This window comes from Mesorhizobium sp. M1348, from assembly GCF_040317925.1.
Taxonomy (GTDB): domain Bacteria; phylum Pseudomonadota; class Alphaproteobacteria; order Rhizobiales; family Rhizobiaceae; genus Mesorhizobium.
Genome location: NZ_JAMYLH010000013.1, coordinates 128,352 through 149,208 on the forward strand (window position 1 = coordinate 128,352; position 20,857 = coordinate 149,208).

The following is a 20,857-nucleotide window of genomic DNA, read 5'->3' on the forward strand; positions in this document are numbered from 1 at the left end:
TGGGAGGAGGCATCATGCTTGAACTGAGAAACGTGACGAAGACGGTGGGTGCGGCGGAACATATCCGCGACGTCTCGCTGACGCTTCAGCACGGCTCGCTCAACGTCCTGCTCGGGCCGACGCTCTCCGGCAAGACCAGCCTGATGCGGCTGATGGCGGGCCTCGACGTGCCGACCTCCGGCTCGGTCTGGTTCGATGGCAAGGATGTCACCGGCATGCCGGTGCAAAAGCGCAACGTCGCCATGGTCTACCAGCAATTCATCAATTATCCGGCGATGACGGTCTACGAAAACATCGCCTCACCGCTGCGGGTGGCCGGCACGGATGAGGCAACGATCGACAGGGAGGTGCGCAATGCCGCCGCCCTTCTCAAACTCACGCCCTATCTCGACCGCACGCCTCTCAGTCTGTCGGGCGGCCAGCAGCAGCGCACCGCGCTGGCCCGCGCCATCGTCAAGAATGCCAGCCTCGTGCTGCTCGACGAGCCGCTCGCCAACCTAGACTACAAGCTGCGCGAAGAATTACGCGCGGAACTGCCGAAGGTCTTCGCGGCCGCCGGCACAATCTTCGTTTATGCCACGACCGAGCCGCACGAGGCCTTGCTGCTCGGCGGCAACACGGCGACGCTTTCCGAAGGCAGCATCACCCAGTTCGGGCCGACCATCGAAGTGTTCCGCAAGCCGGTCGATCTGGTGACGGCGAGAACCTTCGCCGATCCGCCGCTCAACACCATCGTGCTTGCCAAGAAGGGCCTGGATTTCCTGCTCGAGGGCGGCGTGAAATTGCCGGTGCCGGCCGAGCTCTTCGGCATTGCCGATGCGATCTATACGATCGGCTTCCAGCCCCATCATCTTTCCCTCGATCGGCCCAACGCCGCCGCAGTGCCGGTGCGCGCAAAGGTGACGATCACCGAGATCACGGGATCGGAAAGCTTCATCCATCTCGATTTCGCCGATGCGCGCTGGGTCATGCTGACCCACGGCATTCGCGACTTCGAGCCGGATGAGGAAGTCGAGGTGTTCATCGACCCGCGCCACATCATGGTCTTCGACGAGCACGGCCGCGCCGTGGCCGCGCCGAAGCTGGCGGCTTAGGAGGAAGCGATGGCGCGCATCGACGTCAATCATATCCGCCACTCCTATCTGCAGAACCCGCGCACGGATGCCGATTTCGCGCTGAAGGAAGTGCACCACACGTTCGAGGATGGCGGCGCCTATGCGCTGCTCGGCCCGTCCGGCTGCGGCAAGACTACGCTGCTCAACATCATTTCGGGATTGCTGCATCCCTCGCACGGCCAGTTGCTGTTCAACGGAAGGGACGTGACAAATCTGTCGACCCAAGAGCGCAACATTGCCCAGGTCTTCCAGTTCCCGGTGATCTACGACACGATGACCGTCTACGACAATCTGGCGTTCCCGCTGCGCAATCGCGGCGTGCCGGAGGCCGACGTCGACCGCAAGGTGCGCGAGACGCTGGAGATGACCGGGCTGGCCGATATGGCCAAACGAAAGGCGCGCGGACTGACCGCCGACCAGAAGCAGAAGATCTCGCTCGGGCGCGGGCTGGTGCGCTCCGACGTCAATGCCATCCTGTTCGACGAGCCTTTGACCGTCATCGACCCGCATATGAAATGGGTGCTGCGCTCGCAGTTGAAGCAGCTTCACCGCCGCTTCGGCTACACCATGGTTTATGTCACGCACGACCAGACCGAGGCGTTGACCTTCGCCGACAGGGTGGTCGTCATGTATGACGGCGAAATCGTGCAGATCGGCACACCGGCGGAGCTGTTCGAGCGCCCGCGCCACACCTTTGTCGGCTATTTCATCGGCTCGCCCGGCATGAATGTCATGACGGTGGCGATCGACGGCAAGACCGCGAAGCTGGGCTCGCAGCAGATCGAACTGCCGGGCGTGCCCAAGGCGGGCGGCGGCGCCATCGAGCTCGGCATCCGTCCCGAATATGTGCGCCTGGGCAGCCAGGGCATGGCCGTCCGGATCAGCAAGGTCGAGGACGTCGGCCGCCACAAGGTGGTCCGTGCCAATCTCGAAGGGCGCGAGATCGCCGCCGTCATCGGCGAGGACGAGACGGTTCCGGCTGATCCGAAGGTGCGGTTCGACCCTGCCGGCATCAACATCTATGCCGATTCCTGGCGCGTCGAGATGGGAGCCTGAAGTGGAAAAGACCTGGAACAACAGAGCCTGGTTCCTGGTGCTGCCGGTGCTGCTGCTGGTGGCGTTCTCGGCGGTCATACCGCTGATGACGGTTGTCAATTATTCGGTGCAGGACACTTTCGGCAACAACGTCTTCTTCTGGGCCGGCACCGAGTGGTTCGAGGAACTGCTTTCCTCCAGCCGCTTCTGGCAGGCGATGATCCGCAACCTTGTCTTCTCCTTCATCATCCTGGCGATCGAAGTGCCGCTCGGCATCTTCATTGCGCTCAATATGCCGAAGAAGGGTTGGGGCGTGCCGGTTTGCCTTGTTTTGATGGCGTTGCCGCTGCTGATCCCATGGAACGTCGTCGGCACCATCTGGCAGGTGTTCGGGCGCAACGACATTGGCCTGCTCGGCTATTACGTCAACGCGCTCGGCATCGACTATAATTATGTGCAAGACCCTTATGACGCCTGGGTCACGGTCATCATCATGGACGTCTGGCATTGGACCAGCCTCGTCGTTCTGCTCTGCTATGCCGGCCTGGTCTCGATCCCGGATGCCTTTTATCAGGCGGCCAAGATCGACGGTGCCTCGCGCTGGGCGGTGTTCCGTTACATCCAGTTGCCGAAGATGAACCGCGTGCTGCTGATTGCCGTGCTGCTGCGCTTTATGGATAGCTTCATGATCTACACGGAACCGTTCGTGGTGACCGGCGGCGGACCCGGCAACTCGACGACCTTTCTTTCGATCGATCTCGTCAAGACGGCGCTCGGCCAGTTCGACCTCGGCCCGGCGGCGGCGATGTCGCTGGTCTACTTCCTTATCGTCCTGTTGTTGTCATGGGTGTTCTACACCGTGATGACCAATTACGACGCGGAGCGCTGAGATGAGCCGCGCTGACGAAAGAGCCGACAGAGTGAGCGAGACGACAGCTTCGCAAGGATTGGCCAGCACGCTGCGGCAGGACGAGATCGCACGGCTCATGCGCCGTCGCGGCGAGGAGTCGCGTTGGTGGTGGATCGTGCCGACGCTCTACATCATCGTTCTGCTTTTGCCGATCTACTGGCTCATCAATATGAGCTTCAAGACCAATGGCGAGATCGTCTCGTCGCTGACGCTCTACCCGCACGCACCGACATTAGCGAATTACCGCACCATCTTCACCGACGCGTCCTGGTATTCGGGCTACATCAACTCGATCACCTATGTGGTTATGAACATGGTGATTTCGGTGGCCGCAGCACTGCCTGCTGCCTACGCCTTTTCGCGCTATCGCTTCCTCGGCGACAAACATCTGTTCTTCTGGCTGCTGACCAACCGCATGGCGCCGCCGGCGGTGTTCGCGCTGCCATTCTTCCAGCTTTATTCGGCCTTCGGCCTTATCGACACCCATATCGCAGTGGCTCTGGCGCATTGCCTGTTCAACGTGCCGCTGGCGGTGTGGATCCTCGAAGGCTTCATGTCGGGCGTGCCGAAGGAGATCGATGAGACCGCCTATATCGACGGCTATTCGTTCCCGCGCTTCTTCATAAAGATCTTCATGCCGCTGATTGCGAGCGGCATCGGCGTGGCGTGCTTCTTCTGCTTCATGTTCTCGTGGGTCGAGCTGCTGATCGCCCGCACGCTGACGACCACGGACGCCAAGCCGATCGCCGCGACCATGACCCGCACCGTTTCGGCCGCCGGCATGGATTGGGGGCTGCTCGCCGCAGCCGGCGTGCTGACGCTGATCCCGGGCGCGCTCGTCATCTGGTTTGTGCGCAACTACATCGCCAAGGGCTTTGCCCTGGGGAGGGTATGATGGAGCAGGTCGACAGAAGCCCATGGTGGTGGGCCGTGCTGTTTCTCGCCCTGATCGTTGTGGCCTGGGTGGCACTTCAAATCGATTTCGTGGCAATAACCGTAGGTTTCAGCGATCCGGCAAATATCCGCCTGTGGGGATTTAACCTCTCGTCCAACCTCGATTTTTCGTGGATGGCCTGGACGTGGCCGACCGCGGCCTTCTTTGGAACCATCTTTCTGCTGCTTTGCGGCATGGCGGTGTGGGAATACGTCTCGCCGGGCGGCAATCCGCGCGTCGGCGTGCTGCGCTTCGAAACGACGCGCGGCGACCGCTTGTTCCTGTCGCTGCTTGGCAGTGCCTTTATCCATCTCGCTTGGCTGGGTCTAGTCGGACCCAATCTGTGGTGGGCTCTCGCTCTCTCCGTGGTCTACGCCGTTGGCGTGTTCCGCTACGTATAGAGGGGGAAACTGTTGGAACGGCGGCGTGCCGGCCGCCGATCCAGATCGCACTTTGAACTTTAACAGTGGAGGAAATACATGCGACGGCAATTCTTGACATCAACAACTGCGCTTGTCCTGTTGCTCGGGGCAAGCAACGCCTATGCCGGAATGGACGAGGCCAAGGCCTTCCTGGACAAGGAAATCGGCGACCTCTCGACGCTCGACCGCGCCGGCCAGGAAGCCGAAATGCAATGGTTCATCGATGCCGCGAAACCTTTCGCCGGCATGGATATCAAGGTGGTTTCCGAAACCATCGCCACGCATCAGTATGAATCGCAGGTGCTGGCGCCGGCCTTTACAGCCATCACCGGCATCAAGGTTACGCACGACGTCACCCAGGAAGGCGACGTTGTCGAGAAGATCCAGACCCAGATGCAGACCGGCCAGAACCTCTATGACGGCTGGGTCAACGATTCCGATCTGATCGGCACGCACTGGCGCTACCAGCAGGTGCGCAACCTGACCGACTGGATGGCAGGCGACGGCAAGGATGTCACCAACCCGAATCTCGACCTGAAGGATTTCATCGGCACCTCGTTCACCACCGCGCCCGACAAGAAACTCTACCAGCTTCCCGACCAGCAGTTCGCGAACCTCTACTGGTTCCGTTACGACTGGTTCAACGACGAGAAGAACAAGGCGGACTTCAAGGCCAAATACGGCTACGACCTCGGCGTGCCGGTGAATTGGTCGGCCTATGAGGACATTGCAGCGTTCTTCACCGGGCGTGAGATCGACGGCAAGAAGGTCTACGGCCATATGGACTATGGCAAGAAGGACCCGTCGCTCGGCTGGCGGTTCACCGACGCCTGGCTGTCGATGGCCGGCAATGGCGACAAGGGCATTCCGAACGGTCTGCCCGTCGACGAATGGGGCATCAAGGTCGACGAGAATTCGCGTCCGGTCGGTTCCTGCACGGCGCGCGGCGGCGACACCAATGGTCCGGCTTCCGTCTACTCCATCCAGAAGTATCTCGATTGGCTGAAGGCCTATGCACCGGCGGAAGCCCAAGGCATGACCTTCTCCGAATCGGGGCCAGTTCCGGCGCAGGGCGCGGTTGCCCAGCAGATCTTCTGGTACACCGCCTTCACCGCCAGCATGGTCGACGCCAGCGCCAAGGCCGTGCTGAACGACGACGGCACGCCGAAGTGGCGCATGGCGCCGTCGCCGCATGGCGTCTACTGGAAGGACGGCATGAAGCTCGGCTATCAGGACGTCGGTTCCTGGACGCTGATGAAGTCGACGCCGACCGACCGCGCCAAGGCCGCCTGGCTCTACGCGCAGTTCGTCACCTCGAAGACGGTCGACGTGAAGAAGAGCCATGTCGGCCTGACCTTCATCCGCGAGAGCACGATCCACGACAAGAGCTTCACCGAACGTGCGCCAAAGCTCGGCGGCTTGATCGAATTCTACCGCTCGCCGGCGCGCGTCCAGTGGTCGCCGACCGGCACCAACGTGCCGGACTATCCGAAGCTGGCACAGCTCTGGTGGCAGGCGATCGGCGATGCTTCGTCGGGCGCCAAGAGCGCGCAGGAAGCGATGGACTCGCTCTGCGCCGAGCAGGAAAAGGTGATGAGCCGCATCGAAAAGTCGGGCGTCCAGGGCGATATTGGCCCGAAGATGGCCGAAGAGCATGACCTCGCCTACTGGAATGCGGACGCGGTCAAGAAGGGCAATCTCGCTCCTCAGCTCAAGATCGAGAACGAGAAGGAAAAGCCGGTCACCATCAACTACGACGAGCTGGTGAAGAGCTGGCAGCAATAGGACCGTTTGATGCGGGCGTCCGCGCCCGCATCGCCATGCTCAGGGGAGGCGGCATGTTGCCGTCTCCCCTGTTTGCGTGAACGGCTCGGCGCCATCTGGCGTCGAGACACCGTAGCACCTTTGAATTCGCTTCGACGGGAGAGAGAATGACCGGATACATCCTTGCAATCGACCAGGGAACGACATCGAGCCGGGCGATCCTGTTCGACGACAAGATGAAGGTCGTCGGCAGCGGGCAAAAGGAATTCACCCAATATTATCCGGCCTCCGGCTGGGTCGAGCACGATCCCGAGGAGATATGGGCAAGCGTCGTGGAAACGGTGAAGGCCGCGCTGAAGACAGCCGGCCGCAACGCAGCGGAAGTCGCCGCGATCGGCATCACCAACCAGCGCGAAACGGTCGTCATCTGGGACAAGGAGACCGGCAAGCCGATCCACAATGCGATTGTCTGGCAGGATCGTCGTACCGCGCCGCTATGCCAGAAACTGAAGAAGCTAGGGCTGGAGAAGAAATTCACGAATAAGACCGGCCTGCTGCTCGATCCCTATTTCTCCGGCACCAAGATCGCCTGGATGCTGGACAAAGTGAAGGGCGCCAGAAAACGCGCCGAGAAAGGCGAACTGCTGGCCGGCACCATCGACAGTTTTCTGATTTGGCGCCTGACTGGCGGCAAGGTCCACGCCACTGACGCCACCAATGCCTCGCGCACACTGGTCTACAACATCGAACAAAACGCCTGGGACGACGAGCTGCTGGCCATTCTCGGCATACCTGCAAGAATGCTGCCGCAGGTGAAAGATTGTGCCGATGATTTTGGAATCACCGACAAAAGCCTGTTTGGCGCAGAGATCAGAATTCTCGGTGTGGCCGGCGACCAGCATGCGGCGGCGATCGGCCAGGCCTGTTTCGAGCCGGGCATGATGAAATCGACCTACGGCACCGGTTGCTTCGCGCTGCTCAACACCGGCAGCGATCTGGTGCGTTCGAAGAACCGGCTTTTGACCACCATCGCCTATAGGCTGAACGGCAAGACCACCTATGCGCTGGAGGGCTCGATCTTTATCGCCGGCGCCGCCGTGCAATGGCTGCGCGACGGCATCAAGGTGATCGGCAAGGCCGAGCAGAGCGGCAAATTGGCGGCGGAAGCCGATCCGACGCAGAACGTCTATCTGGTGCCGGCTTTCGTCGGGCTCGGCGCACCGCACTGGGATGCCGAGGCGCGCGGTGCCATCTTCGGGCTGACCCGCAATTCGGGGCCGGCGGAATTTGCCCGCGCGGCACTGGAATCCGTAGCGTTCCAAACGCGCGATCTGCTTGACGCCATGCGCAAGGACTGGAAGGGCGCCTCGGCCAAGACTGTGCTCAGGGTCGATGGCGGCATGGTGGCGTCGGACTGGACTATGCAGCGGCTGGCCGACATTCTCGATGCGCCGGTCGACCGGCCGACAATTCTCGAGACGACCGCGCTTGGTGCGGCATGGCTGGCCGGCTCGAAGGCCGGTGTCTGGCCGAGGGCCCGGGAATTCGCTAGGAGTTGGGCGCTCGAGCGCCGCTTCAACCCAGACATGGATGCTTCGACACGTGCCGCCAAGCTGGCAGGTTGGCGCCACGCTGTGCGCAGGACGCTAAGCATGCAATAAGCAAGTGGCCGCCGAATTCCCAACCTTGTTTAATCAGGCGGGGCTGGTGGTTGCTCGGATGTGTGTGGCGACTCCGAGAGCGGGTCAGGCAGGGTGAGGGTCCATGAAACACCCAGATTGGTATCCTGCTTGGCGCCAAGAAGCCATCGAGCAACTGAGCGCTAAGAATAGAGGCTTGCAAGATGATTTCGGCGTCGGCAGTTGGCCTCGTTATGATTACGCCCTAAAGACTGGAAAGCTTCTTTTCTCAGATCAAGGTGTCGTCAAGGTCGTCGCCGAAATCCAGGTTGCAGGCTCCACAAGCGGCAAAGGTGGCAATTGGCTTTGGGCCTGGGGAAATTCAACCTGCCTGGCGACGTAGTTACCGATGCCCAGCGAGTTCGATCCTTCGGGGAGAAGAACGGCATTGATGAACTGACTCAGCTTTTTGTGACAGATGATAATGACCTGACCGTGCTTGGGTGGGAACTGGCGGCCGTAATGGCTCGAATTTGCAACGCCCGTGGGGTCTATCGTTCTCCTCGTGGCGAAGGGGCAAGCCTCTATCCGACCATCAAGAGCATCAGCCGGGCAAACTGATCTTGATGTCTGCCTGCCGAACGTTCGAGACGCAGTGACTATGGCGGAAATATCAGTGCTTCCTCGCCCAGCAATAACCCGCGCCGTTTCGGGCGCGGGCTTGCAGCCTCTAAGCTAGGACTCAGTAAGGCGACCGGCACTGCCGGCGCGGACCGTAGTTGGGCTGGTAAGTGTTGTCAGAAGCGCGATAGCTCCGATAACGGTCATAGCACCACTGCACGTGGGCATCGCCACGATAGACACGATTCTGGCTGTTGACGATGGCGCCCGTAATCAGCGCTCCTGTGGCGAAGGCGGCCAGCGGGAACCAGTAGTCACCGTGACGGCGATAGCCGCGACGATATTCGCGATAGCCGCGATGGCCACGCCAATACATGCCGTCCTCACGCGCAAAACTGCGCCGCGAGAAATCGCGGTTGAAACTCCGGTGCCTCCGCCACGGCTCGTACTGGACGGTCTGGACATTCGAGGTGAGCCCCTGGGCAGGGGGCGCATAGCTGGGCTGAGCGTTGACTGGCACGATCTCCGCGGCAGCGAATGAGATCGAAAGGGTGGTAGCCAGCAGGCCCGACATGATCCTATTCATGATCTTCTCCTTGAAACGCGTGTCCCTTGTCGCGGAAAAACGGGCAGGCTGCGCAAATTGTTCCGCTAAAAATCCCAAGTTGCTGATCTGCAAAGGTTCTCCCGATTCGCTGCTTGTGCTTGTCCCGCAAAGCGCGAGCTTCGGCCTTGCGCGAGAGGGAGGCAGTTCCGTCAACGCCGAAGCGCACCGCACGGCATGCATGACACGGCAGGAAAGTCCGGTTTGGGAGCCGTCTTTTTCCGGTTGACCGGCAGAGGCACTCTCCCTATGTTCCGCGCAATTTCGAGGGCGGCCTTTCTGAGCCCGCGGGAGCGCGTAGCTCAGCCGGTAGAGCAACTGACTTTTAATCAGTAGGTCATGGGTTCGAATCCCATCGCGCTCACCATCAATAAAATTGTACGGCCGGAAACATGGGTAACAGTTTGCACCTAAGACATGGGTGACAACCTCGTGCCGAACGCATGCGGTGGCCTTAGCCACCCGCGCCATCGTCCATCATCGTGCCGGTGAGCGCCTCATAGGCTCTGCTGCACAGCTGTGAATGCGGACAATCCTTCACGATAAGCACTGGCACCACGGTGAGAACCGCTGCGGCAAGGATTTGCAGGCAAAGACCGACGGCGCTTACCTTGCTGTCGAACATGCCGGCCAGGAAAAAGTAGAGACCCTGGGCCATGCAGGCTGCCGTCAGAATGCCCAGAAGCGTGCTGGTCGCTCTTGCGAAGGGCGTTATGTAGCCGTCAGGAAAACCCAGCATGCCGAGATCGGCGGACCATTGCAGCGCCAGCATGACGCTCAGCACTGACCAGACGAGGGCCGTCGTACGAGTGAACAGCGTCTGCTTTGGTTTATTGCTCGGATCGGCCATCGGGGTCACGTCGGAATTGCTTGCCGGGACATGCGCAAGCTCTCGGTCAGATCAGTGAGACGTTGCCGCCGGCATGGCGTTCGAGCCGTCCGGCGAGGTCGAGCTCCAACAGCACCATGAACACTTGAGCGGGATGCAGGCCGGTGTGGCGGATGATCTCGTCGACTGCTACCGGCGTCGGGCCGAGCGCCTCGACGACGCGGTCGCGGTCGTCCTCGCGCGGCGGCGGCGTTGCCGAAAAGTCGGGCGGCTCTTCGAGCGGCGATGTCCTTGGCGTCCAGGCGCCGACCAGCGGCGCGATCGCGCTGGTGATATCGGCGGCCTCGGTGACAAGGGTGGCGCCGTCCTTGAGCAGGCCATTGGTGCCGGCGGCGCGCGGATCGAGCGGCGAACCGGGAACGGCGAAAACCAGCCGGCCCATCTCGCCGGCGAGGCGGGCGCTGATCAGCGAGCCGGAGCGCTGCGCCGCCTCGACCACCACCAATCCCAATGCAGCACCGGCGACGAGCCGGTTGCGGCGGGGAAAATCCTGTGCGCGCGGCTGCCAGCCAAACGGCATTTCGGAAATGATGGCGCCGCCACGCTCGGCGATCTCGTCGCACAGGCCGGCATTTTCGGGCGGGTAGGGCAAATCGAGGCCGCCGGCGAGCACGCCGATCGTCCCGGTCGAAAGGCTGCCCTGGTGCGCGGCCGTATCAACGCCGCGCGCCAGGCCGGAGACAATGCCATAGCCGTCGCGGCCGAGATCCGCCGCCAGCATCCGCGCCATCTTGATGCCGGCCAGCGATGCGTTGCGAGCGCCGACGATGGCGACCGCTGGCAAGCGGAACACCGCACTGTTGCCCCTGACCGCGAGCAGCGGCGGCGGATGATCCATGCTCTTCATCAGCGGCGGATAGTCCGCCTCGCCGATGCCGACAAAGCGGGCGCCCGCACGCCTGGCTGCCTCCAGCTCCGCCTCGGCCTCGGCAATGGACGGAATGCGGGCGATTTTTTTGGCGCCACCCGAAATCATCAGCTCCGGCAGCATCGATAACGCTGCTTCGGCCGAACCGAACCGGTTGATCAGGTCGCGAAAGGAAGCCGGGCCGACATTCGGCGTACGGATCAGACGAAGCCAACTCAGCCGCTGCCGGTCGCTGAGGCGCGGCCCGGAATTGGGCTCGCTCACTCCTTGGCCCCGATCTTACCCTCGGTGCCGGCAAGCAGCCGCGCAATGTTGGCGCGGTGCTTTACGATGACGATGAGGCTCATCGCCGCGAAAAGCCCGGCAATCTGCGGCGTGCTCAGGAGATACAGGGCCACGGGCACGACGACCGCTGCCGTCAGTGCCGCAAGCGAGGAGAAGCGGAACAGGAAGGCCACCGCCAGCCAGACGACGGCGAAGATCAGCGCCACCTGCCAGGCAAGGGCGATCAGCACGCCAAGGTACGTGGCGACACCCTTGCCGCCCTTGAAGCCGAGCCAGACCGGAAAGAGATGGCCTAAAAACGCGCCGAAGCCGGCCCAAAGTCCGAGCTCGGGCGCAAAGCGGCCTGCGATCAACACCGCCGCGGTGCCCTTCAGCGCATCGAGCAGCAGCGTGGCCGCGGCCAAGCCCTTGTTGCCGGTGCGCAGCACATTGGTGGCGCCGATGTTGCCGGAGCCGATGTTGCGCACGTCGCCGAGGCCGGCGGCACGGGTGATCAGCAGGCCAAACGGGATCGAGCCGAGAAGATAGCCGAACACCAATGCCAAGACGGGACTGTAAACCATTGTTCCCCCGAACTTTCCTTGGCCGAGCGGATTTGAAGACGTGACGGCCGCTCCGTCCTACGCCGAAAACACTGTGCGGCCCGCCACCATCGTTTGCAAGACCTTGCCTTGCAGCCGCGCGCCTTCGAAACAGGTGTTTTTCGAGCGCGAGCGGATGCCGCTCTCGCTGACGACCCATGGCTCGTCCAGATCGACGAGCGCAAGATCGGCCAATGCCCCCGGTTTCAGCGTGCCGCCGGGCAGGCCGAACAATCTTGCCGGCGCGGTCGACAGTGTCTCGACCAGCCGGAGCAGCGTCGCGTCGCCATTGTGATAGAGCCGCAGCGCTGCGCCCAGCAGCGTTTCCAGCCCGATGGCGCCGGCCGCGGCATCGGCAAAGGGCAGGCGCTTGGTGTCGACGTCTTGCGGGTCGTGGGAGGAGACGATGAGGTCGATGGTGCCGTCCTTGATCGCTTCGATCATCGCCAGCCGATCTTCTTCAGCGCGCAGCGGCGGCGTCAGCCGGAAGAAGGTGCGGTACTCGCCGACATCGTTCTCGTTGAGCGACAAATTGTGGATCGACACGCCTGATGTGACGTTGGCGCCATCGGCTTTCGCGCGTGCTACCGCGTTTGCCGCCATAGCCGTCGAAATCTTGGCAGCGTGATAGGCGCCGCCGGTCAGCCGAGCCAACGCGAGATCGCGGTCCAGGGGAATCGATTCGGCTTCGCGCGGAATGCCGGCAAGGCCAAGCCAGCTTGCGTAAAGGCCTTCGTTCATGACGCCGGCCGAGGCGAGATCGGCGTCCTGGGTTTCATGCGCGATGACGCCGCCGAAATCGCGCGCATAGGTCAGCGCGCGGCGCATCACCAGCGCGCTGGCAATAGAATGGCGGCCGTCGGTGAAGGCGACCGCGCCGGCCTCGCGCAGCAGGCCGAATTCGGTCATCTCGCGGCCTTCCAGCCCCTTGGTGATCGCTGCCGCCGGAAAGATGTTGACGATTGCAGTGTCCTTGGCGGTGCGCAGCACGAACTCGACCAATGCGACATTGTCGATCACCGGGTCGGTATCGGGCATCATGACGACTGAGGTGACGCCGCCGGCCGCCGCAGCGATGCTCGCCGAAGCAATGGTCTCGCGGTGTTCGCCGCCCGGTTCGCCGATGAAGACACGCGCATCGATCAATCCGGGGATGATAGTCTTGCCGGCGCAGTCGATGATCGTGGCGCCTTCGGGCGCGCCCTGGTTCAAGGCCGCCTTGCCGGCCGCAACGATTTTGCGGCCTTCGACCATGACGGTACCGACCTCATCAATGCCGCGCGACGGGTCGACGATGCGGGCTCGGCTGAAGACCGCTATGCTCATGCGCCGCGGCCCTCGTGGTTTCGACGGGGATCGAGCAGTGCTTCCATCACCGCCATACGTACGGCGACGCCCATCTCAACCTGTTCCTGGATGACGCTTTGCGGGCCGTCGGCGATCTCGGAGGCGATCTCGACGCCGCGGTTCATCGGGCCTGGATGCATGACCAGCGCGCCGTCCTTGGCTGCTTTCAGCTTCTCGGCGTCGAGGCCGAAATAGTGGAAATATTCGCGCACCGACGGTACGAAAGCGCCTTCCATGCGTTCGCGCTGCAGGCGCAGCATCATCACCACGTCGGCGTCCTTCAGACCCTCGGCCATCGAGCGGGTGACGATGACGCCCATCTTCTCGATGCCGGCGGGCAAAAGCGTCGAAGGGGCGACGACCCTGACCTGGGTACCAAGCGCGTTGAGCAGGATGATGTTGGAGCGCGCCACGCGCGAATGCAGGATGTCGCCGCAGATCGCCACGATCAGCTTTGACAGCGGACCCTTGGCGCGGCGGATGGTCAGTGCGTCGAGCAGCGCCTGGGTAGGGTGCTCATGGGCGCCGTCGCCGGCATTGACCACCGAGCAGCCGACTTTTTGGGCAAGAAGTGCTGCCGCACCGGCCGATTGATGGCGGATGATCAATATGTCGGGACGCATGGCGTTCAGCGTCATCGCCGTATCGATCAGCGTTTCGCCCTTTTTCACCGAAGAGCTCGCTACGGACATGTTCATGACGTCGGCGCCGAGCCGTTTGCCGGCCAGCTCGAACGACGATTGCGTCCGGGTCGAGGCTTCGTAGAAGAGATTGATCTGAGTGCGGCCGCGCAGCGTCGATGTCTTCTTGTCCGACTGCCGCGAGATGGCAACGGCCCGGTCCGCCCGGTCGAGCAGTAGCTCGATATCGGCGGGGGAAAGATCGCGGATGCCCAGAAGATGGCGGTGGGGATAAAGTGGCAGGGACGATGCGTCGGTCATCTCAAGTCGCTGCTATAGGGGGGAGGCCTCGCGGCTGCAAGCACCGGCTTGGGATTGGATTGGTTCTCCCCGGTATTTTCGTCGCGCGCCGCTGGCCATAGGCTATAAACCGCCTTGGCTTTGGATTCGCAGCCTTCAGGTGATAAGGACGAAGCGTGACTGACGACGTGACCAACCAGCCGCCGCCGCTGGCCGGCGGCAACGCCTGGCGGGGCGATCCGTTGCTGATCCAGCTTGCCGAGCGCTTTTCCGATCCGGTCCGCAAGGACCTCGACGGGCTTGGTCGTTTCGTTCTGACCCATGAGGCGCAGGAACTGGCCCGTCTTGCCAATGTCGAGACGCCGAAGCTCAGGACCCATGATCGCCAGGGCCGGCGCATCGACCAGGTCGAGTTCCATCCCGCCTATCACGCGCTGATGCGCCGCTCTGTTGCCAACGGGCTGCATTCGTCGGTCTGGGAGAATGGCGACGCCGAGATCGGCCGTCGCCACCAGGTGCGTGCCGCGCGCTTTTATCTCACGGCTGAGCTCGAGACCGGGCATCTCTGCCCGATCACCATGACCAGCGCTTCGCTGGCAGCGCTGATGGCCAGCCCGAAGCTGTTTCGCGAATGGGCGCCTCGGGTGACGACGCGGAAATACGATCAAAGCCAAAAGCCTCCGGTCGAAAAAGCCGGGCTGACGCTCGGCATGGGCATGACCGAGAAGCAAGGCGGCACCGATGTCCGTGCCAACGTCACCAGGGCCGAGCGCGCCGGCAGCGGGTTTTATCGCCTGACCGGCCACAAATGGTTCATGTCGGCGCCGATGTCGGATGCCTTCCTGGTGCTCGGACAGGTGCCGGAGGGACTGTCGTGCTTTCTCGTGCCCCGCTTGCTCGGCGACGGATCCGGCAACGGCTTCCGTTTTCAACGGCTGAAGGACAAGCTCGGCAATCGATCCAATGCCTCGTCGGAGGTGGAATTCGTCAATGCCATCGGCGAGATGGTCGGCGAGCCCGGCGCCGGCGTGAAGACGATCATGGACATGGTGACCCTGACGCGGCTCGACTGTGCCGTCGCCTCGTCGGCGATCATGCGGGCCGGACTGGCCGAGGCTGTCCACCACACGCGCCACCGCAAGGTGTTTGGAACCAATCTGATCGAGCAGCCGCTGATGCAGCGTGTGCTGGCCGATATGGCGCTGGACGTTGCCGCCGCTACCGCGCTGTCGTTCCGGCTGGCGCGCTCCTTCGACGAGGCGGCCGGCGACCGCGGCGAGGCGGCCTTCGCCCGCGCCATGACGCCGGTCGTCAAATACTGGGTCTGCAAGATCGCGCCGCCGCTGCTCTATGAAGCAATGGAGTGCCTCGGCGGCAACGGCTATGTCGAAGAGGGGCCGCTCGCCCGCTACTATCGCGAAGCTCCGGTCAACGCGATCTGGGAAGGTTCAGGCAACGTCATGGCGCTTGACGTGCTACGTGTGCTGGGGCGTGCACCCGGCCTGTTCGATGACGTGCTGTCCGGCATCGACCGCGATCTCGGTGCAGGCGGACGCGGCACCGTCGGCGTGCTCAAGGCGGCAATGCAGGTCGCGGCTACCGACGAGGGCTCGGCGCGGCTGTTGACCGAGCAATTGGCATTGTCGGCGGCGGCGGCAGAGCTTCGCAGGCTGGGGGCAGGGCGGATCGCCGACGCCTTCGTCGAAACGCGCCTCGCCGGCCAGTGGCGCAATACCTATGGCATGATCGATTCGCGCCATGATGCGCGCATGATCATCGATACGCTCTACCCGCCGATCAACTAAGTGCCGTCGCCCAATTCGCTGCCGCTCTCGCGCCCCCTGTGGATGGCCGTTAACCTTAACGAATGGTTTCCATTGCGGCGACCGGTGGCAAAGCCCAGTGTTATGGTTAAGGCAAGGATTGTTCAGCTTGAGCGGCTTTGCCCTGCGAAGCAGGAGCGTCATGCGGCATATTCTGAGCTCTTTTCTGGCATTGCATTGGGCGGCCGTTTTCGCCCTGCTGGCGTTCATCTGCATCGACGGAAATCGAGGCGTCGCGACGGCCCTTGGCGTGCTCGGCGTTCCCGTCCAGAACACTCGATTTGCCGATCTCGAAAACGCTGTCGTCGTGGCGCCGCTCGCCGTGGCACTGCTTGTCGTCGCGGTGCTGTTCTGCTGGGCCTTTGTTGAAGCACTGACCAGCGACGCGACCAACCCGGACCCCGCCGACAGCGTCGTGCGGATCGCCTTCATCTCCGCCTTGGGCGTGCTGTCGCTGATAGTCATCGGCGGCGCCGCGCAAGGCATTAATGGGCTGTTCATGGTTGTCGCGGTGCAATTGGCGGCACTTCTGGCGTCCTATGTCGCGATGCTCGCCGAGCGGCGGTCGGCCGTTGCCGCGGCAGTTCCAGGAACCGGCGAAATCCGAGCGGCCGCCCATGTCATGGCCAAGGCAGCGGCGCATAATTCCTCGCTTGCCCGCATTTCCGGCCGGCTGGATTCGAGGGATGACCGCTAATGCGCACCTTGTTCGCGCTGTGGGCGGCTCCGCTCCTCTTATTTTGGGGCTGGTTCTTTCTGTCGCTCAACGACATCAATTTCGGCTATGTCATGCTGAGCCGCCAATTGCACGATCTCGTCTTCCAGCTCTATGGACAGATGCTGGGCGTTGATCCCGCGCTCATTCCGGGCATGGTGGCGAAAGCTTGCGTATTCGACGGGCTGCTGCTGATGGCGTTCTGGGCATTTCGCCGCCGCAAGGCAATTGGCGGCTGGATCACGGCGATGCGCAACCGCTATTTCGACCAGGCATCGACGCCGAGCGCCTGAAGGCGGTCGAGAACGCCCTGCAGGATAAAAGCGGCCGCCGCCGAATCGATCTTGCCGGCGCGCTTCTTGCGGGAAAAATCCATCTCGATCAGCGTCCGCTCGACCGCCACCGTCGACAGCCTTTCGTCCCAAAAGACGAACGGCAGATCGGTCAATCCAGCCATATTGCGCACGAAAGCGCGGGATTTTTGGGCGCGCGGGCCTTCCGAGCCGTCCATGTTGATGGGGAGGCCGATCACCGCGGCGCCGGCATTTTCCTTCTGTAGCAGAGCGAGCAGCACTGCGGCATCGAGCGAGAATTTCCTGCGCATGATGACAGGGCGCGGGTGCGCGAAGGACAAGCCGCGGTCGGAAACCGCCACGCCGATCGTCTTGTCGCCGAGGTCGAGACCGGCCAGGGTTTTGCCGCCGCCTAGCCGGGCCGGCAACTCCTCGATGGTGATGATGCCCAACGGCTTTTCCTTTGACCGCGACGCCGCACGTCCTATACGCGCAAAGCGTGCGTGGCACTTTAATTTCGCCGTCGGCGTTCTATCCTCTACCGAAACAAAAATCGAGGAAAGCATTGATGAGACTGACCTGGTACGGACATTCGGCATTCCGAATCGAAATCGAAGGCGCGAAAATCCTGATCGACCCCTATCTAGTCGGCAACCCGTCGTGGACGGGCGGCTGGGAAGGGCCGGCCGAAGGGATCACGCATGTCTTGCTTACCCATGGCCACAGCGACCACATCAGCGGCGCCATCGAAGTGCTCAAGAAAAGCGGCGCGATGCTGGTCGCCAATTTCGAGATTTGCATGTACCTGGTCGGCAAGGGCGTCGGTGACAAGCAGATCAATCCCGGCAATATCGGTGGTACGGTCGATTGCGGCGGCTTCACCACCACCTTCGTTCAGGCCCTGCACTCATCGTCCTTTCCGGGCGAGGGCGGCCAGAATACCTATCTCGGCAATCCGGGCGGGCTCGTCCTGCACTTCCCCGAGGACAAGACGCTTTATCATATGGGCGACACCGACATCTTTTCCGACATGGCGCTGATCAACGAGTTGCATGAACCGAAGATCGGCATCGTGCCGATCGGCGACCGCTTCACCATGGGTGGGGCGGTGGCAGCCCTTGCCTGCCTGCGTTTCTTCAAGTTCGAGACGGTCGTTCCCGCTCACTTCGGCACGTTTCCGATGATCGACCAGACCGCCGACAAATTCGTGGCCGGGCTGGACGGATCGGGCGTGAAAGTGGCGTTGCCGAAGATCGGCAAGACGATTACGCTGTAAAGAAAGCCGATCCGGAACGATACGATGCGCTTGAGAAATTCTCTTTGCATTTCCATGCTGGTTGCCGCGTCGCCGGCGCTGGCGGCGGAGGATTTCATCGAGGGCATCTATCTGCAATCGGAGGATCTCTGCGCGCAGGCCAAAAAGGATACGCTGCAGACGGTGATCGAGGGCGGCAATATCGTGCTGTCTGCAAATGGCCTGGAAAGCATCGAATATAACTGTGAGTTCCTGCAGATCACCAAAGCGACTCGCTCGCCAAGCTGGGCGGTGACCGCCATATGCCAGGAACCGGGCTACGTCTTTCCCGATGTTCTCTCACTGACACAGATGAGCCCGAAGCAGATCGACCTGGTATCGGTTCGGCCTGCCGCCGACGAAGGCGAGCAGAGCGGCAACGGCGGCAGTTATTTCCTCTGCGACGGCGTCGCGATGCCATAGGGCAGTTGTCGGCACGATGCATGTTGCGCGGCACGCGCCGCGCCGCTATAGCGCTGGTTTTCCCCGAGGCACAAACATGTCCGTTGATATAAAAACCGTGAAGCGCGTCGCGCATCTTGCCCGTATTGCGGTGAGCGAGGAGGATGCAGAGCGCATGACCGGCGAATTGAACGCCATTTTGGGCTTTGTCGAGCAATTGAACGAGGTCGATGTTTCCAGCGTCGAGCCGATGACCTCGGTCACGCCGATGGCAATGAAAAAGCGCCAGGACGGCGTCACTGACGGCGGCAAGGCAGCCGACATCGTCGCCAACGCGCCGGCGACCGAAGAGAATTTCTTCCTTGTGCCGAAGGTCGTGGAGTAGCTGGCCGATGGCAATCGAGATCGCCGCGGAGACGCCGCTGCAGGACGATGTGCGTGGGCTGGTCGAGGAGCTCAACGCCACATTGCTGGAGCTGACGCCGCCGGAGCATTGCTACCATTTGACGGTCGAGCAGATGGCGGACGGCGACACGACCGTCTTCATCGCCCGCGATAACGGTCTTGCCATCGGTTGCGGCCCACTGAAGCGCCACGATACTGTCGTCGGCGAGGTCAAGCGCATGTATACGCGACCTTCGCATCGCGGCCGCAAGATCGGCGCGAAGATTGTCGAGCGAATCGAGGCGCTGGCGCGCCAAGAAGGGCTTAAGCGTCTGGTGCTGGAGACGGGGGACCGTCATCCCGCCGCCTGGACCGTCTACGAACGCGCCGGTTTTTCTCGCTGCCGTCCGGTGCTGAATTATCCCGATTCCGAGTGGTCGGTGTTTTACGAAAAGAGCCTTGCCTGATGAGCGATCTGACCCAGCTGACGATTTCGCAGGCCCGCGCCAAATTGCGCTCCAGGGAGATCACTGCCACCGAAATCACCGAGGCTTATCTATCGGCGATCGAGCGAGCCAATCCGGCGCTCAACGCCTATGTCGTGGTCACCGACGACAAGGCGCGGGACATGGCCAAGTCCTCCGACGCGAAACTAGCCAAGGGCGAGGGCGGGCCGCTTGAGGGTATCCCGCTCGGCATCAAGGATCTGTTCGGCACCGAAGGCGTCCACACCCAGGCCTGCAGCCATGTGCTAGACGGCTTCAAGCCGCGCTACGAATCGACTGTCACCGCCAATCTGTGGGCGGATGGCGCCGTCATGCTCGGCAAGCTCAACATGGACGAGTTCGCCATGGGCTCGTCCAACGAGACCTCGTATTACGGGCCCGTCATCAACCCGTGGCGGCGTTCGCGCCTCGACACGGTGGTGATGCCGACGACGCATCAGGGCGAGGGCGGCTTCGTTTCGGCCGGCGGCACCAGGACCGCGCGCACGTTGGACAATGCCCAATTGGTGCCGGGCGGTTCGTCCGGTGGCTCGGCATCAGCCGTCTCGGCTTTCCTGTGCGCCGGCGCCACCGCCACCGATACCGGCGGCTCGATCCGCCAGCCCGCTGCCCTCACCGGCACGGTCGGCATCAAGCCGACCTATGGCCGCTGCTCGCGCTGGGGCATCGTCGCCTTCGCCTCGTCGCTCGACCAGGCCGGGCCGATCGCGCGCGACGTCCGCGACGCCGCGATCCTGCTGAAGTCGATGGCTTCGGTCGACCCGAAGGACACGACCTCCGTCGACCTGCCGGTGCCGGATTACGAGGCGGCGATCGGCCGCCCGATCAGGGGCATGAAGGTCGGCATCCCCAAGGAATACCGTGTCGACGGCATGCCCGCGGAGATCGAGGCGCTGTGGCAGAAAGGCATTGCCTGGCTGAGGGATGCCGGCGCCGAGATCGTCGATATCTCGCTGCCGCACACGAAATACGCGCTGCCGGCCTATTACATTGTGGCGCCCGCCGAAGCTTCGTCCAACCTCGCCCGTTACGACGGCGTCCGCTATGGGTTGCGCGTGCCCGGCAAGGACATTGTCGAAATGTATGAAAAGACCCGCGCCGCCGGCTTCGGGCGCGAGGTCAAGCGCCGTATCATGATCGGCACCTATGTGCTTTCCGCCGGCTATTACGATGCCTACTATCTGCAGGCGCAGAAGGTTCGAACCCTGATCAAACGTGACTTCGAAAATGTGTTTGCCGCAGGCGTCGACGTCATTCTGACGCCGGCAACGCCGTCCGCCGCCTTTGGCATCGCCGACGAGGACATGGCAGCCGACCCGGTCAAAATGTATCTCAACGACATCTTTACGGTGACGGTGAACATGGCCGGCCTGCCCGGCATAGCGGTCCCGGCTGGGCTCGACGCCAAGGGGCTGCCGCTCGGCCTGCAGCTAATCGGCCGGCCCTTCGACGAGGAAACGCTGTTCCAGACCGCCCACGTCATCGAACAGGCGGCCGGCACATTTCAGCCGGAAAAATGGTGGTAG

General features: G+C 62.4%; 22 protein-coding genes, 1 tRNA gene and 1 pseudogene. 17 read left to right on the forward strand and 7 right to left on the reverse strand.

The window, feature by feature from the left end; genetic code table 11:
• The first annotated feature begins 14 nt into the window (after window positions 1–14).
• The 8 genes and pseudogenes from NKH13_RS21470 to NKH13_RS21505 all read left to right on the forward strand — a co-directional run bounded on the left by NKH13_RS21470 (window position 15) and on the right by NKH13_RS21505 (window position 8,420).
• Complete coding sequence (locus NKH13_RS21470; protein WP_352720171.1) at window positions 15–1,094, forward strand: ABC transporter ATP-binding protein; 1,080 nt, start codon at window positions 15–17, stop codon at window positions 1,092–1,094.
• Between the two features lie 9 nt (window positions 1,095–1,103).
• Entirely contained in the window at window positions 1,104–2,171 is a 1,068-nt protein-coding gene (locus NKH13_RS21475; protein ID WP_352720173.1) for an ABC transporter ATP-binding protein, read from the forward strand.
• Window position 2,172: 1 nt separating this feature from the next.
• The gene (locus NKH13_RS21480) at window positions 2,173–3,039 is read left to right on the forward strand and encodes a carbohydrate ABC transporter permease (protein ID WP_023674893.1); all 867 of its coding nucleotides are present in this window, start codon (window positions 2,173–2,175) and stop codon (window positions 3,037–3,039) included.
• A 1-nt stretch (window position 3,040) separates the two neighbouring features.
• Window positions 3,041–3,955: a carbohydrate ABC transporter permease gene (locus NKH13_RS21485; RefSeq protein WP_023717772.1), complete on the forward strand. Its 915-nt coding sequence runs from the start codon at window positions 3,041–3,043 to the stop codon at window positions 3,953–3,955.
• Window positions 3,956–4,128: 173 nt separating this feature from the next.
• Complete coding sequence (locus tag NKH13_RS21490; RefSeq protein ID WP_031193610.1) at window positions 4,129–4,395, forward strand: DUF2160 domain-containing protein; 267 nt, start codon at window positions 4,129–4,131, stop codon at window positions 4,393–4,395.
• 78 nt (window positions 4,396–4,473) lie between these two features.
• Entirely contained in the window at window positions 4,474–6,201 is a 1,728-nt protein-coding gene (locus tag NKH13_RS21495; RefSeq protein ID WP_352720178.1) for an ABC transporter substrate-binding protein, read from the forward strand.
• Window positions 6,202–6,347: 146 nt separating this feature from the next.
• Complete coding sequence (gene glpK / locus NKH13_RS21500) at window positions 6,348–7,841, forward strand: glycerol kinase GlpK (RefSeq protein ID WP_352720180.1); 1,494 nt, start codon at window positions 6,348–6,350, stop codon at window positions 7,839–7,841.
• A gap of 103 nt (window positions 7,842–7,944) precedes the next feature.
• Window positions 7,945–8,420: pseudogene (locus tag NKH13_RS21505) on the forward strand (DUF6882 domain-containing protein).
• A gap of 121 nt (window positions 8,421–8,541) precedes the next feature.
• On the opposite strand, the gene NKH13_RS21510 reads toward NKH13_RS21505, so the two are convergent.
• A complete protein-coding gene (locus NKH13_RS21510) occupies window positions 8,542–9,006 on the reverse strand; it encodes a BA14K family protein (protein WP_352720182.1) in 465 nt (154 codons plus the stop codon).
• Window positions 9,007–9,315: 309 nt separating this feature from the next.
• Between NKH13_RS21510 and NKH13_RS21515 the strand changes: the two genes are divergently transcribed.
• Window positions 9,316–9,391, forward strand: a tRNA-Lys gene (locus NKH13_RS21515).
• Window positions 9,392–9,478: 87 nt separating this feature from the next.
• Here the strand turns inward: NKH13_RS21515 and NKH13_RS21520 are convergent.
• Genes NKH13_RS21520 through NKH13_RS21540 form a run of 5 tightly spaced genes read right to left on the reverse strand, consistent with a single transcriptional unit; the run spans window position 9,479 to window position 13,935 of the window.
• Window positions 9,479–9,874 carry a hypothetical protein gene (locus tag NKH13_RS21520; protein ID WP_352720184.1) on the reverse strand — a complete coding sequence of 132 codons (396 nt, stop codon included), beginning with the start codon at window positions 9,872–9,874 and terminating at the stop codon, window positions 9,479–9,481.
• A gap of 46 nt (window positions 9,875–9,920) precedes the next feature.
• Window positions 9,921–11,045, reverse strand: coding sequence for a DNA-processing protein DprA (dprA, locus tag NKH13_RS21525; protein ID WP_352720186.1), 1,125 nt, complete (start codon window positions 11,043–11,045; stop codon window positions 9,921–9,923).
• Window positions 11,042–11,629: a glycerol-3-phosphate 1-O-acyltransferase PlsY gene (plsY, locus tag NKH13_RS21530; RefSeq protein WP_352720188.1), complete on the reverse strand. Its 588-nt coding sequence runs from the start codon at window positions 11,627–11,629 to the stop codon at window positions 11,042–11,044. The genes dprA and plsY overlap by 4 nt, the downstream gene beginning before the upstream one ends.
• 57 nt (window positions 11,630–11,686) lie before the next feature.
• Entirely contained in the window at window positions 11,687–12,973 is a 1,287-nt protein-coding gene (locus NKH13_RS21535; protein WP_352720190.1) for a dihydroorotase, read from the reverse strand.
• A complete protein-coding gene (locus NKH13_RS21540; protein ID WP_352466452.1) occupies window positions 12,970–13,935 on the reverse strand; it encodes an aspartate carbamoyltransferase catalytic subunit in 966 nt (321 codons plus the stop codon). Before NKH13_RS21540 ends, NKH13_RS21535 begins: the two co-directional genes overlap by 4 nt.
• Window positions 13,936–14,090: 155 nt before the next feature.
• Here NKH13_RS21540 and NKH13_RS21545 point away from each other — a divergent pair, with 155 nt between their 5' ends.
• The 3 genes from NKH13_RS21545 to NKH13_RS21555 all read left to right on the forward strand — a co-directional run bounded on the left by NKH13_RS21545 (window position 14,091) and on the right by NKH13_RS21555 (window position 16,745).
• Window positions 14,091–15,719 (forward strand): DNA alkylation response protein, encoded by a 1,629-nt coding sequence (locus tag NKH13_RS21545; protein ID WP_292653482.1) that lies wholly within the window; start codon window positions 14,091–14,093, stop codon window positions 15,717–15,719.
• A 160-nt stretch (window positions 15,720–15,879) separates the two neighbouring features.
• Window positions 15,880–16,434: a hypothetical protein gene (locus NKH13_RS21550; protein WP_292653483.1), complete on the forward strand. Its 555-nt coding sequence runs from the start codon at window positions 15,880–15,882 to the stop codon at window positions 16,432–16,434.
• On the forward strand, window positions 16,434–16,745 hold the full coding sequence (locus tag NKH13_RS21555; protein WP_352491551.1) for a DUF6105 family protein: 312 nt from the start codon (window positions 16,434–16,436) through the stop codon (window positions 16,743–16,745). The genes NKH13_RS21550 and NKH13_RS21555 overlap by 1 nt, the downstream gene beginning before the upstream one ends.
• Here the strand turns inward: NKH13_RS21555 and ruvX are convergent.
• The gene (gene ruvX / locus NKH13_RS21560) at window positions 16,712–17,197 is read right to left on the reverse strand and encodes a Holliday junction resolvase RuvX (RefSeq protein WP_352720195.1); all 486 of its coding nucleotides are present in this window, start codon (window positions 17,195–17,197) and stop codon (window positions 16,712–16,714) included. The two genes, NKH13_RS21555 and ruvX, sit on opposite strands and share 34 nt — an antisense overlap.
• A gap of 116 nt (window positions 17,198–17,313) precedes the next feature.
• Here ruvX and NKH13_RS21565 point away from each other — a divergent pair, with 116 nt between their 5' ends.
• The 5 genes from NKH13_RS21565 (at window position 17,314) to NKH13_RS21585 (ending at window position 20,857) form a co-directional block, all read left to right on the forward strand.
• The gene (locus NKH13_RS21565) at window positions 17,314–18,021 is read left to right on the forward strand and encodes a metal-dependent hydrolase (RefSeq protein ID WP_352720196.1); all 708 of its coding nucleotides are present in this window, start codon (window positions 17,314–17,316) and stop codon (window positions 18,019–18,021) included.
• 24 nt (window positions 18,022–18,045) lie between these two features.
• On the forward strand, window positions 18,046–18,462 hold the full coding sequence (locus NKH13_RS21570; RefSeq protein ID WP_352720198.1) for a hypothetical protein: 417 nt from the start codon (window positions 18,046–18,048) through the stop codon (window positions 18,460–18,462).
• Window positions 18,463–18,538: 76 nt separating this feature from the next.
• Window positions 18,539–18,826, forward strand: a complete 288-nt coding sequence (gene gatC, locus NKH13_RS21575) for an Asp-tRNA(Asn)/Glu-tRNA(Gln) amidotransferase subunit GatC (protein WP_352720199.1) — start codon at window positions 18,539–18,541, stop codon at window positions 18,824–18,826.
• A gap of 7 nt (window positions 18,827–18,833) precedes the next feature.
• Complete coding sequence (locus tag NKH13_RS21580) at window positions 18,834–19,292, forward strand: GNAT family N-acetyltransferase (RefSeq protein WP_352914235.1); 459 nt, start codon at window positions 18,834–18,836, stop codon at window positions 19,290–19,292.
• The gene (locus NKH13_RS21585; protein ID WP_352720200.1) at window positions 19,292–20,857 is read left to right on the forward strand and encodes an amidase; all 1,566 of its coding nucleotides are present in this window, start codon (window positions 19,292–19,294) and stop codon (window positions 20,855–20,857) included. Before NKH13_RS21580 ends, NKH13_RS21585 begins: the two co-directional genes overlap by 1 nt.